The organism is uncultured Kordia sp., assembly GCF_947496985.1.
In the GTDB taxonomy this organism is placed as follows: Bacteria; Bacteroidota; Bacteroidia; order Flavobacteriales; family Flavobacteriaceae; genus Kordia.
This window is the reverse complement of the sequence record NZ_CANMEZ010000004.1, coordinates 346,701-359,558: the sequence shown is the minus strand read 5'-3', so window position 1 is coordinate 359,558 and position 12,858 is coordinate 346,701. Positions and strand designations below refer to the sequence as shown.

Here is a 12,858-nt window from a genome sequence, read left to right as displayed (position 1 = left end):
GTATATGCGGTTTAATAACGCAAAATCAAAAAAGTGGATTCCATTTCTTTATTTTTTTTTAGGAGTGGGAAGTATCGTTGTGATGCTATATTTCACCTTTTTTCAAGATGAATTCAATCAAGCAAAATTATGGTATGTAATACCTATATTCTTAGTATTAATTCTAGGAATGGTCTATAGTACTGCTAAATATTTTGAATTTGATAGTGATGGCAATGTATTAACATTTGTAAATAAAGGACTATTTATCTCAAATTTTATCAATTATAGAGAACAACGAGCTGAATTTCCAAAAGAAAAACTAAAACGATATCGCATACAGAACTATATATTTTTCTGTAAACTCTATATCTATATCAAATCGAGAAGTAATAAAACAAAACGATTGCAGTTCAATATTTCATTACTAAGTGGTAAAAAAAGAAGAGCACTAAGGCAATCATTAGACAAAGTCTTAAAGCATAATAACGCAGTTTCTTAATGGAAGAAGAAAATAACGAATTACATGCTGAAAATCAGCAACAAGAAAACAATCCACAAGATACAATTACCAAAGTTACAGGTATGTACAAGGATTGGTTTTTGGACTACGCCTCTTATGTAATTTTAGAAAGAGCCGTTCCGGCAATTGAAGATGGTTTCAAACCTGTACAACGTCGTATCATGCATTCTATGAAAGATTTAGATGATGGTCGTTATAACAAAGTAGCCAATATTGTTGGACATACAATGCAGTATCATCCACATGGTGATGCCAGTATAGCAGACGCGATGGTTCAAATTGGTCAAAAAGACTTATTAATTGATACGCAAGGAAACTGGGGAAATATTCTTACAGGTGATAGAGCAGCAGCTTCTCGTTATATTGAAGCTCGTTTATCAAAATTTGCATTAGATGTTGTATTTAGTCCAAAAATTACAGATTGGCAACTATCGTATGATGGTCGTAAAAATGAACCTATCAATCTTCCTGTAAAGTTTCCATTACTTTTAGCACAAGGTGCAGAAGGAATTGCTGTTGGTTTATCAACAAAAATATTACCACACAATTTTTTAGAATTAATTGACGCTTCTATAAAGCATTTACAAGGAAAGCGTTTCACTATATTACCAGATTTTCCAACTTCGGGAATCATGGACGCAAGTAATTATAATGATGGTTTGCGTGGTGGAAAAATTCGTGTGCGCGCTAAAATTTCACACCTTGAAAAAAATACGTTGGTTATTACTGAAATTCCTTTCGGAACTAACACAACATCTTTAATAGAATCAATCCTTAAGGCAAATGACAAAGGAAAGATTAAGATTAAAAAAATAGAAGACAATACAGCAGCAGATGTTGAAATTTTAGTGCATTTGCCAAATAATATTTCTCCGGATAAAACAATTGATGCTTTATATGCATTTACAAATTGCGAAAGTTCTATATCGCCTTTAGGCTGTATTATTTATGATAATAAACCTTTGTTTATTGGTGTTTCTGAAATGTTGCGCCGTTCTACAGATCATTCTGTGGAATTATTAAAAGCAGAATTAGAAATTCAATTAGGAGAATTACAAGAACAATGGCATTTTGCTTCCTTAGAACGAATTTTTATTGAAAACAGAATCTATCGTGAAATAGAGGAAGAAGAAACTTGGGAAGGTGTAATTAATGCAATTGATCAAGGTTTGAAGCCGCACATAACACATTTAAAACGTCCAGTCACTGTTGAAGATATTACACGATTGACGGAAATTAGAATCAAGCGTATTTCTAAATTTGATATTGACAAAGCTCAGCAAAAAATTGACGCTCTAGAAGAATCTATTGCAGAAGTAAAGCATCATTTAGCAAATCTAATTACGTTTGCTATTGATTATTTTACACGATTAAAAAAGCAATACGGAGAAGGAAAAGAACGTAAAACTGAAATCAGAATTTTTGATGACGTAGATGCACGAAAAGTAGTAATTCGTAATACTAAACTCTACGTAAATAGGGAAGAAGGTTTTATTGGAACATCTCTCAGAAAAGATGAATATGTAACAGACTGTGCTGATATTGATGATATTATCGTGTTTACACGTGAAGGGAAAATGCAAGTTACTCGCGTAGATTCAAAAACATTTATTGGTAAAAATATCATTCATGTTGCCATCTTTAAGAAAAAAGACAAACGTACCATTTACAACATGATTTATCGTGATGGTAAAAATGGTGCAAGTTATATCAAACGATTTGCCATTACCGCTGTTACACGCGATAAAGAATACGATTTGACGCAAGGTAAAAAAGGTTCAATGGTAACTTATTTTACAGCGAATCCAAACGGAGAAGCAGAAATTATTACTGTATTATTACGCCAAGCTGGTAGTATTAAAAAACTAAAATGGGATGTTGATTTTGCTGATTTAGCGATAAAAGGAAGAGGCGTTAAAGGAAATATTGTCACCAAATATTCTATTAAACGTATTGAACTTAAAGAAAAAGGAGTTTCTACCTTAAAACCACGTAAAATATGGTTTGATGATACCGTTCAGCGTTTAAATGTTGATGGAAGAGGCGAATTAATTGGTGAATTCAGAGGAGAAGATCGTTTATTGATCATTAATCAAAAAGGAGAGTTAAAAACAATTCTTCCTGAATTGACGGCACATTTTGATAGTGACATGATTGTGCTAGAAAAATGGAACCCTAAAAAACCAATTTCTGCTATTTATTACGATGGTGAAAAAGAACGTCATTATGTAAAACGTTTTTTGATAGAAAATACTTCTAAAGTAGAGCATTTTATTACAGATCATCCAAAATCACAATTGGAAATTGTAATGACGGATTGGCGACCAATGGCAGAAGTAGTTTTCTATAAACAACGTGGAAAAGAACAAAAACCAAACATGGAAGTGAATTTAGAAGAATTCATTTCTGTAAAAGGAATCAAAGCGCTTGGAAATCAATTGACATCTGATAAAGTACGCCAAATAAATGCTTTAGAATCTTTGCCATATGAAGAGGAAAAAGAAATTCTTACTGAAGATATAGAAGTGATAGATGAAGAAACCGTAAAAGGTTCCGAAAACGGTGAAAAACTAACAGATGACGGACAAATAGGATTGTTCTAAAATTATATACTTTTTATTCCTGTGTAGACAGGAATTTATAAATAATTAAGAGAAATGTATCTTGAAATGCTTTTTATAGGAAAGTAGTTTTAAGATACATTTTTTTTGCGCACAATTAAACCTTTTCAAAATGTACAGGTCTTAGTAAATGTCTAGACAACAAATTGATAACATTAAAAAGGAAAGATATGAAAGCATTTGGAAGATTAATAATATGCACAATTTTATTGGTTGGATTGTCTAGTTTTACAACCAATTCAGACACATTACTAGCAAAATGGGAACGTTTAGGAAGTAAAAAAGTTAACTACAGTTTAGATAAAGATGTAATTCGTGTTGGCGCACATGAAGGAACGTTTAAAAAATTAAAATTAGTGGTTTCTAAAGGTGCTTTAAATATGCATAGAATGGTGGTTCATTACGGAAATGGTACTAATGAAGAAGTTAACTTAAAACATAGTTTTAACAGACGAAGCAATTCTCGAATTATAGATTTAAACGGAAATAATAGAATTATAAAGAAAATTACATTTATCTACGATACTAAAAACAGATCAAGACATAAGGCAACTTTACATGTTTTTGGCAAATAATGTAAGAACAACTAATAGATTTTAAATACTAAAACGAGAATAATTTAGCTACCATAAGTTGTTCTCGTTTTTTATATGTCAACCTTTGCTAAAATTCATCAATTTTTATCGGGGTTAACAAAACCACTCTTGTTTCTTCCTACATTTAAAAACACAAAAGGCGCTACCTGAAAAGCCTCAATAGAGTAGGGATCATCAAAAAACAAACATTATGTTAAAAAAAATCTTAAACGTAAAAAACGCAGAAACATTAACGAAAGAAACACAATCAAAAATTAACGGAGGAGTTATGATTTACTGTGATAGAGATTCTGACTGTCCTCCAAATTGGGCATGTAGTGGTGCTGGTTTTTGTTGTCCTAATCACTACTAATACTAAGTGTATAAAACAACAACTGTTTTAGGGAAACATTTAAAGCGTCAATTAATTATTTAGTTGGCGTTTTATTTTATTCAATATCTAGTAAAACTGTTCCGTTACAAACAACCGCTTTTCTATCATCTTGATTATAAGTGTATTTCAATTTGAAATTGAATAAAAATGTATTCAATACTATTTGATCTTCTCTATATATATTATAATAATTTGCTGTTATTTTTTTACAGAATCATCTTTATTTAATCGGAATCTGTATAGTAAGACCTTTGACAATTTTATATTTAACTTTTTAACTGCCTTAATTAAAGCTGGCTTGTTATTTATAATAGATTCACGATTAGAATATTATCTACAGTAGTGAAAGGATTACTTTTCTCATGATAGTTATTATTCATCAAAACCTAATGCTTTTTTTAGGTCATAATATCCATTCCAACGACAACCTCCATCAGAGATCATTTGTTGCCTTCCGTTATATGTAATTAAATACGTATCAATAGTTGTACAACCGTAATCATGGGCTCTAGTCAATCCTTTTTCAAACTTTTGAATTGCTTTTATATCAATAGAAGTAAGCATTTTTCGACTCTCTTTAAATACAACATAATATACATCATTTTCCTTTTCGATAGTCATTATTTCTTTAACACTATGGAAGCAACCAGTAGAAGTAAAGTTTATATGCAACTGTTCTTTATCTTGTAATTGGTCAAAAATGGTAACATATGTACTTTTGTGAGCAATTGATTTGTAAGGTGTGTTTTTCTCTTGTGCATGTGTATAAAAAGAAGTTAAGAGGTACAAACAACATATGTAGAGATATTTTTTCATAAGTAATATAGGTTTTATTGCATCTAAACTACAACAAACACAATGACATTAAAATTATGAATGAGTAAACATACTTTCTCAGTTAGGGAATTAACCAATGTCCGTGAAAAGCGGTTTCAAATATAGCAAAAGCGAGTAACCAATCTTCTTCTTCCTTTGTAGGTGTTTCATTTTCAGAAAGCATAATAATTGGAGTTCCAAATCCTAAATGATCAAATACAGAACTCACTGAATGTCCGTATGAAATATCATCATAATTTGGCGCAACGTTTATAGTTGCAAGTTTTCTTCCGTGTAGTGTCAATGGAAATACGCCTTCGCCTAAGCGATGATTTGTTCTTTTAAAGAAATCTATATGGAAAGAAGCCTTAATAGGATGCTTTGCATGTCCAATTTCTTTTCCATCAGGATTATAAATAGTTCCTGATTTATCAAATCGACCTAACAATTTTCCTTCACAATAAAACATTGCTTCCAAACCCGTAAAACTAAAATAGAATTCTTTCTTTTTAGTCATTGCATGCATATGTCCTGTTGTACTCACACCACGTTCAATGCGTTCAAAAACGACAACAGGTTTACGATTTTCATTCAAAATAGTTCCTGAAAGCTTATAATATGTAACGGCTTTTTTATAATTAAAAACCATTGCATCCGTAATTTGTGCATACATTTTTGTTTTATCTGACATTAAGTCTTTACGCTTTTTCAGCACACTAGCGTACATCGTATCCTTTTCATTTTCAATAAATTTGGTCGTTTTGGGTTCAGATAATTTTTTAATCACAAAAGCAATTAAAACCATAAATCCTCCAACAATTAAAACGCCGAAAATGATAAAAGCAATTAGAATTTTCCCCATAAAACTTACTTAAAAATTAGCATTCTTGCGAATATAAGGAAGCTATCTGTTTTATTAAAGTGAAATAAAGACTTGTAAAGATTTGTTTTGTTCTGTGTCTAGAAAATTCGCTTAAAGAATCCTTTTCTATTTTCATCAACTTTACGTAACAAAGCTTCTTCTTCAAACTTATACATGATAATAGATGTTGGGTTTCCTAACAAATCAATTTCTGAATTGTCATGCGCGTCAATTTGAATCTTTTCTGTAGCATTTAAGATTACTTTGGCTTGTTCAGTAGTTGTTACGCTGATTTCTTTTGCTTTAAATAAAGGCGCTAAAAATTCACCTTTTTCTTTCACTTCCAGGAATAAACTATCTGTTTGTCCTTCAAATTGAACGTTTGCAAACTCCACTTGCGAAGTCACTTTAGTAGCGTTTACTTTCGCTTTTACATTTGCGTCTTCAAAAGCTGTTAAAATCAACTCCTTTGTATCAATTTCGTAGCGTTGTTCTGCTTTTCCAAAACTATTAATGGCTAATGAATCTGATTTTATTTTCAAATCCAACTCAGCATCTTCCATTACGTTAATCTCTGCTTTGTTAATGTTTAATGTTGTTAATGATTTGATTTCTGCTTCACTTTCCACGTGAATACGTTCTAAATCTTTGGAAATAGTCACAAAAATCTCTAACTTTTTATGACTCCTAATTTGTTTAGATGTAGAAATGCTCAGCGTTCCATCAATTACATCAATATTGAAAACTTCGTGTAAATTTTCATCTGCATTTACTTCTACTTGTGGCGTAGTTCCATTAATCAGTACAATTTCTAATTCTTCTTTAATTTCTAACGTTGTAAACGGATCCAATTCATAAATAACAGTTGTTACTTCACGATTTCCTTTAATTTTTTCTTTTTTCTGTGCGAATGTAGAAATTGTTATAAATAGGAGGAATGCTGTAGCTATATAGTGTTTCATGTTTTTTCGGTTTAATAATGTAAAAATAGTATTTCTACTTTGCTCCATACAAATCATTGTTTACTTTTTAGCGAAAAGTATACCAAGTGCATTTTTTTTAGATGAAATGAATAGAATTATAACTTTGAAGTAGGTTATAAGTTTTATTATAATTTACAAATAATTACAAAAACTTAGCCTTCAATTCAGGAGTTGGCATCATACAACTTTCTTGTTTACCATACCATTTGTAACGGTTTTTGGCAATATAATTATAGGCAATGTTGCGTAAAAAAGCAGGGGAAATATAGAAGAAATTCATAAGTTTCCAAGCGCCTCCAAATCCATTCATGATTCTTAACGCTGCAGATGATTTTTCGTAATATCTATCAGTTGTGGGTTCATACAGAATCACAGAATCTAAGTCAGTAGGATCTAATTTTAAATGTGTTTGAATCGCAATACCAATAGCTGATTGTAGTGAAGCAAAGCGAAATATATCCTTTGTATCACGCGCAATAACCTTATTGATAGAACTATTGCATAAGTTGCAAACACCATCAAACAATATGATTTTCTTATCTTTTGGTAAGGATTCAATCATTTTTCACCTATTTAGGAATAATACAAAGATACGACAATTGTAATAGTTTTGCGATGTGAGTATTTAGTATTGAGATCTTTTATGAAATGTTCTCGACTGCGCTCGAACTGACAAATTAACATTTTCCAAAAGTGTAGCGTGTCTATTTTTTAGCCTGCACCAATTCCAATTGATCAACAGAAATACTTGTTGTAAATAGTCCGTAATTTACGGTTGCTTTTCCTTTTTCTAAACTGTCAATCGTTCCAACTGCTTTTCCATCAGGCATGCGCACACGATCACCAACTTTTAAAATAGCTTTTGGTTTCTGAGCTTCTTTTTTAGCAGCTTTCTTTTTTTCAATTTTCTTTTCTTCACGAATGACAGCTACTTTCTGAATGACTTCTTTTTTAGCTTCTTTTTGCTTGACTTTCTGTATTTTTTTCTCTTTTACAGTTTGTTTTTTACGTTTAGAATTCTCCGTTTCTACAATGCGTAAAAACTCAGAAATTAATGGACGTTTTTTCTTATTGTCAAAATATCGATCAGCAATTTCGTTGATTTTATTACCTAAATGAATCATACGTTTATCATGATCGTACAATTGTTGGTAACTTTCTAATTTCGATTTTGTTTTCGTATTTAATGCCTCCAAACGTTCATTTTCTTCACGTGCTCTGATTTCTTCTTCTTTTAGTAATTTTGAAGTTTTTTCCATAGCGCTACGCTCTTTTTGAAGTTTCGCTATTGTAGCATCAAAACGTACTTTTCCACGTTCAATTTTCTTCTTAGCTTTGTTAATTAAACTATACGGAATACCATTCTTTTGAGCAACTTCAAAGGTAAACGAACTTCCTGCTTGCCCTAATGCCAACTGATAAATTGGTTGTAATGTTTTACGATCAAACATCATATTTGCATTGGTTGCATGTGGTAATTCGTTTGCTAGTAGTTTTAAATTGGAATAATGCGTTGTGATAATTCCAAAAGCTTCACGATCATAAAATACTTCTAAGAAAGTTTCTGCTAAAGCTCCACCTAATTCAGGATCACTTCCTGTACCAAATTCATCAATTAGAAACAATGTTTTATTATTACATTTCTTCAAGAAATAATTCATCTGTTTCAAACGATAACTATAGGTGCTTAAATGATTTTCAATAGATTGACCATCTCCAATATCTGTCAAAATTCTATCAAACAAACACATTTTACTACGTTCATGCACAGGAACCAACATTCCACTTTGTAACATTAACTGCAATAAACCAATAGTTTTTAGTGTAATACTTTTTCCTCCTGCATTTGGTCCAGAAATAACAATAATCCTATTATCTTGACTGAGTTCAATGGTTTGTGGATATGTTTTTTCGTTTCGTTCTTTATTCGTTAAATAAAGTAGTGGATGATATGCGTCTTTCAATAATAACTCACGGTTTTCTGAAATTTCAGGTAAAATCGCGTTCATAGAAGCGGCATATTTTGCTTTCGCATAACTCACATCTAAATCACTTAAAAAGTCTTGATAATTCTCTAAAAGTGGTGCAAACGGACGAACAAAATCTGTTAATTCTTTTAAAATACGAGTTACTTCTTCCTTTTCCTCGTATTCTAAATTGGTTAACTCACGTGAATATTGCAAGGTAATTTCAGGCTCTATGTATACAATGCTTCCCGTTTTAGAACTTCCCATAATTGCACCTTTCACTTTACGGCGATGCATTGCTTTTACTGCTAAAACTCTACGATTGTCTACAACTGTTTCACGAATTTCATCTAAATATTCAGCCTGATTGTATCTGCTTAAAGCAGAAGAAAAACTCTGATTTATTTTTCCTCGAATGCTTAAAATACCTTTTCGAATACTTGCCAATGCTGGCGAAGCTGTATCTTTTACTTCTCCAAAACGATTGATTACATTGTCAATTTGTGTGACTAATACTTTTGTAAATTCAATTTGTTCTGCGCGTGATTGTAAAGTTGGATAGTATTCATGGAACTTCTTAAAAAATTTCAACAATAAATTGACAGCATTTGAGATCGCCGAAATTTTACGGAATCCTGCAATTTCTAAAAAGCTATTTTCAATAGCTAATAACTTTATTTCTAATGATATTCCATCAAAACCATGATTCGGAATCACGTTTTCATTTTCAAAGGACGCTAGATATTCATTCACATACGCTAAGTTCGTTAGTAACAAATCCTGGTCATGAAAAGGTTGTGTATCACTAATTTTCTGCTTTCCGTAAGCAGTTACAGCATGTTCTGAAACTTGTTGTAAAACCGTTTCAAATTCTAAATCGTCTAATGTTTTGGAATGTATTTTAATCATTGTAAATTTGAGCTAATTTTAATCTACATAGTCATGTGGATTTTTAGTCGATGGCAAAGGTACTTATTTATCTATTGATTTTGAAATGTGCTTTAGAAAGATCATACCAAAACATTAATTTATATACTTTTTAATACAACGTTTGATGAATATAAAAATTGAAGAAAGCTGGAAATTTCATTTACAAGATGAATTTGAAAAGCCATATTTTAAAGATTTAATCAGTTTTGTAAAGTCAGAATACACACAAAATACTTGCTATCCGAAAGGCAAAGAGATTTTTGCTGCGTTTGATCATTGTCCGTTTCATCGTTTAAAAGTAGTCATTATTGGGCAAGATCCATATCATGGTGTTGGGCAGGCTAACGGTTTGTGTTTTTCTGTAAACGATGGCGTTTCACATCCACCATCGTTGATCAATATTTTTAAAGAAATTAAACGCGATATTGGCATTGCGCCACCAACAAGCGGTAATTTAGAACGTTGGGCAAAGCAAGGTGTTCTATTATTAAACGCCACTTTAACTGTTAGAGCGCATCAAGCAGGAAGTCACCAAAAACAAGGCTGGGAAACGTTTACGGATGCTGTTATCAAAGCAATTTCTGAGAAAAAAGAAAATGTTGTCTTCTTACTTTGGGGCGGATTTGCCAAGAAAAAAGGAGCAAAGGTTGATAAAACAAAACATAATGTATTAACTTCTGGACATCCGTCGCCGTTAAGTGCGAATAGAGGTTTTTGGTTTGACAACAAACACTTTAGTCGTTGCAATGATTATTTAGTAAGCAAACGCATTGAAGGCATTCGTTGGTAATTTCAACTTAAAGTCTTTGTTGTTCATCACGTAAATCAATTGCTTTGACACGTTTCTTTTTTCCAGAACCAAAATTATAGGTCAATGAAAGTGTAAACTTGCGCACTTCCCAACGATTGGTCCAATTGGTTCGTACATTATCTTGTTCGGTAATACTTCGCCACCTATTGGTTTTAAAGATGTTATCCGCTCTAAATAACAAACGTAGTTTTTCATTAAAGAAGAACTTCTTTACACGAAATGACATATCATAGGAAGGTTTAGAAACCGTATTTCCATTGCGTCCACGCCCAGAATAGAAACTATTCCAGTAAATTGTCCAATCGTTTTTCAGGTTAAAAGTCTGATTGATACTTGAAAACCAATTTGTTCCAGTTTCATCATATCTAAAATTTGGAACTTCCGATCGAGCATGATTATATGAGAAATCGCCATAAAAATCAATATCCCAAAATTTAAAAGGAGAAACAGACGTATTCAATGAAATACCAACATCTTGTGAAGTCGCAATATTTGCTTGAAACATCGTTGTGATTTGTGTAGTTTCATCATATTCAAAAATACGATCCATTAAATCACTTGTAAACTTCGTATACAACGAAGCAGACGTTTTTTGTTTTCGAACCCAAGTAAAATCAATGGCATGTGTAAACTGCGGTTGTAAATTAGGGTTTCCGACTTCCACATTATATGTATCCACATATTCAAAAAACGGATTCAATGCTAAATAACGTGGACGACGAATGCGTCTGCTATAGGATAATTTAAATTGATTGTGATCTAAATTATGATTAATGCTAAACGATGGAAATAATGATACATAATCGCCCGTATTAGACATTCCGGCAGTGATGGAAGTGGCATTATAATCTATATATTCTGCACGTAAACCTGCTTGAAAACTCCAGTTATTACGATTATAATTGACAATTCCGTACACTGCACCAATCGATTCTGTATACTCTAATTCGTTACTACGATTGGTATCAAACTGAAAATTAGTAGTTGGTTCACGTTCAAACAACATATTATTGTACCGATTGCTTACATAACTATACTTTGCGCCCGTTTCTATGGTAAAAGTATCGTTTAATTCTTTTTCAAAATCTACACGCGTACTCAAAATATTATACTTTGTAGGGTTGTCATTTCTTATAATTTCCGAAGTTCTATACTGTTGATTATCTGAGACATTAAAATAATCATTCCTAGTTGTTTGGTCTTGTGTATTGTTATATGTTGCATAATTTACTTGCGCATCAAATTTGGTATCCAAACTGTCGGAAGCATAACTATAATACACATTTCCTGTTAGGCGCTTATTATTTTCATCTAAGGTATTATTCAATACTGTAAAACGTTCATAATTGCCATTATAAAACTCATTGGTTCTTCCTTCCGTTTCTTCATTACTATTATAGATATTGAAATTCCATGACGTTCCAAGTGTTGCGTTTTTTGAAACTGCATACGAAATTCCCAATTTTGAAGTCAAACTTGTAGATATAGGAAACCAATCATTAATTTGATCCAAAGTCGTTTGTAAATTTGGTTCTTGAATGCTCTGTACTACATTTCTATGATTCACTGATTCAAAATAACCATAATACACACCTGCGTTCAGATTCCATTTTTCTGTCTGATTGTATAAATTTAACCCATAACTATTTTTGATAAATTCTGCATAGCCAACCGAACCATACACATTCCCTGTAAAACCTTGATATACTGGTTTCTTTAATCGAATATTTAAAATTCCGCCAGTCCCAGCAGCATCATACTTTGCAGACGGATTTGCAATAATTTCAACTGCTTTGATATTATCACCAGCCATGGTTTTTAAAAATTGCTTTAACGCATCTCCAGAAAGGAGTGAAGGTTTTCCATCAATTAAGATTTGTAAATTTCCATCACCTCTAAAAATGATATTTTCATCTTTATCCAAACGCATACCTGGCAATTTACTTAGAGTTTCTAGCGCGTCATTTCCAGCGCCGATACCAGATTTATCAATATCTACAATCATTTTATCGCCTGTCATTTTTATCAAACGCTTCTTTTGAAGAATTGTAACAACATCCAATTCAGAGACATCAACTTTCAAACTCACATTCAAAGTTTTCTTTATGTTTGTTTCTGTAAAAGATTCACTTTTGAATATTATATAACCTAAAGTTTCTACTTTTATATAAAATGGTTTATTGGTAAAAGTAATTACATACGTTCCGTTATCGTCTGTATATGCATAACTAATTAATTTGTCAGAGATCGCATCAAATACAGTCACAGCTGCAAGTGGCAAGACTTCGTTTGTTTTCTCTGCACGTATGGTTCCTGTCAATGTCAATTCTTGCGAAAGCGATATAGAACAAAAGAAAAGTATTAGTATAAAAGTGAATTGTTTCATGATTGTGATTT

The 12,858-nt window shown here is 31.8% G+C and carries 11 protein-coding genes; 5 read left to right on the top strand and 6 right to left on the bottom strand.

Annotated elements, in window-relative coordinates; all coding sequences use genetic code 11:
• Positions 1–4 precede the first annotated feature (4 nt).
• The 4 genes from Q0828_RS12845 (at position 5) to Q0828_RS12830 (ending at position 4,071) form a co-directional block, all read left to right on the top strand.
• Entirely contained in the window at positions 5–481 is a 477-nt protein-coding gene (locus Q0828_RS12845) for a hypothetical protein (protein ID WP_298421381.1), read from the top strand.
• Positions 481–3,105, top strand: a complete 2,625-nt coding sequence (locus Q0828_RS12840) for a DNA gyrase/topoisomerase IV subunit A (protein ID WP_298421378.1) — start codon at positions 481–483, stop codon at positions 3,103–3,105. The genes Q0828_RS12845 and Q0828_RS12840 overlap by 1 nt, the downstream gene beginning before the upstream one ends.
• 188 nt (positions 3,106–3,293) lie before the next feature.
• Positions 3,294–3,698, top strand: a complete 405-nt coding sequence (locus Q0828_RS12835; RefSeq protein ID WP_298421375.1) for a DUF2541 family protein — start codon at positions 3,294–3,296, stop codon at positions 3,696–3,698.
• 211 nt (positions 3,699–3,909) lie between these two features.
• On the top strand, positions 3,910–4,071 hold the full coding sequence (locus Q0828_RS12830) for a hypothetical protein (protein WP_298421372.1): 162 nt from the start codon (positions 3,910–3,912) through the stop codon (positions 4,069–4,071).
• Positions 4,072–4,464: 393 nt separating this feature from the next.
• Here Q0828_RS12830 and Q0828_RS12825 read toward each other — a convergent pair whose 3' ends face one another.
• The 5 genes from Q0828_RS12825 to Q0828_RS12805 form a co-directional block, all read right to left on the bottom strand.
• Positions 4,465–4,908: a hypothetical protein gene (locus Q0828_RS12825; RefSeq protein ID WP_298421369.1), complete on the bottom strand. Its 444-nt coding sequence runs from the start codon at positions 4,906–4,908 to the stop codon at positions 4,465–4,467.
• A gap of 82 nt (positions 4,909–4,990) precedes the next feature.
• Positions 4,991–5,770 (bottom strand): hypothetical protein, encoded by a 780-nt coding sequence (locus tag Q0828_RS12820; RefSeq protein WP_298421366.1) that lies wholly within the window; start codon positions 5,768–5,770, stop codon positions 4,991–4,993.
• A 98-nt stretch (positions 5,771–5,868) separates the two neighbouring features.
• Positions 5,869–6,732: a DUF2807 domain-containing protein gene (locus Q0828_RS12815; protein WP_298421363.1), complete on the bottom strand. Its 864-nt coding sequence runs from the start codon at positions 6,730–6,732 to the stop codon at positions 5,869–5,871.
• Positions 6,733–6,895: 163 nt separating this feature from the next.
• Positions 6,896–7,315 carry a DCC1-like thiol-disulfide oxidoreductase family protein gene (locus Q0828_RS12810; protein WP_298421360.1) on the bottom strand — a complete coding sequence of 140 codons (420 nt, stop codon included), beginning with the start codon at positions 7,313–7,315 and terminating at the stop codon, positions 6,896–6,898.
• A gap of 142 nt (positions 7,316–7,457) precedes the next feature.
• Positions 7,458–9,629 (bottom strand): DNA mismatch repair protein MutS, encoded by a 2,172-nt coding sequence (locus tag Q0828_RS12805; protein WP_298421358.1) that lies wholly within the window; start codon positions 9,627–9,629, stop codon positions 7,458–7,460.
• Positions 9,630–9,774: 145 nt separating this feature from the next.
• On the opposite strand from Q0828_RS12805, the gene Q0828_RS12800 reads away from it, so the two are divergent.
• The gene (locus tag Q0828_RS12800) at positions 9,775–10,440 is read left to right on the top strand and encodes a uracil-DNA glycosylase (protein ID WP_298421355.1); all 666 of its coding nucleotides are present in this window, start codon (positions 9,775–9,777) and stop codon (positions 10,438–10,440) included.
• A 7-nt stretch (positions 10,441–10,447) separates the two neighbouring features.
• Here Q0828_RS12800 and Q0828_RS12795 read toward each other — a convergent pair whose 3' ends face one another.
• Positions 10,448–12,847 (bottom strand): outer membrane beta-barrel protein, encoded by a 2,400-nt coding sequence (locus tag Q0828_RS12795; RefSeq protein ID WP_298421352.1) that lies wholly within the window; start codon positions 12,845–12,847, stop codon positions 10,448–10,450.
• Positions 12,848–12,858 lie beyond the last annotated feature (11 nt).

Coding starts and splice junctions, on each gene's coding strand:
- Q0828_RS12840 (WP_298421378.1), top strand. CDS start 481: ATGGAAGAAGAAAATAACGAATTACATGCTGAAAATCAGCAACAAGAA.
- Q0828_RS12820 (WP_298421366.1), bottom strand. CDS start 5,770: ATGGGGAAAATTCTAATTGCTTTTATCATTTTCGGCGTTTTAATTGTT.
- Q0828_RS12795 (WP_298421352.1), bottom strand. CDS start 12,847: ATGAAACAATTCACTTTTATACTAATACTTTTCTTTTGTTCTATATCG.
- Q0828_RS12830 (WP_298421372.1), top strand. CDS start 3,910: ATGTTAAAAAAAATCTTAAACGTAAAAAACGCAGAAACATTAACGAAA.
- Q0828_RS12805 (WP_298421358.1), bottom strand. CDS start 9,629: ATGATTAAAATACATTCCAAAACATTAGACGATTTAGAATTTGAAACG.
- Q0828_RS12835 (WP_298421375.1), top strand. CDS start 3,294: ATGAAAGCATTTGGAAGATTAATAATATGCACAATTTTATTGGTTGGA.
- Q0828_RS12810 (WP_298421360.1), bottom strand. CDS start 7,315: ATGATTGAATCCTTACCAAAAGATAAGAAAATCATATTGTTTGATGGT.
- Q0828_RS12825 (WP_298421369.1), bottom strand. CDS start 4,908: ATGAAAAAATATCTCTACATATGTTGTTTGTACCTCTTAACTTCTTTT.
- Q0828_RS12800 (WP_298421355.1), top strand. CDS start 9,775: ATGAATATAAAAATTGAAGAAAGCTGGAAATTTCATTTACAAGATGAA.
- Q0828_RS12815 (WP_298421363.1), bottom strand. CDS start 6,732: ATGAAACACTATATAGCTACAGCATTCCTCCTATTTATAACAATTTCT.
- Q0828_RS12845 (WP_298421381.1), top strand. CDS start 5: ATGCGGTTTAATAACGCAAAATCAAAAAAGTGGATTCCATTTCTTTAT.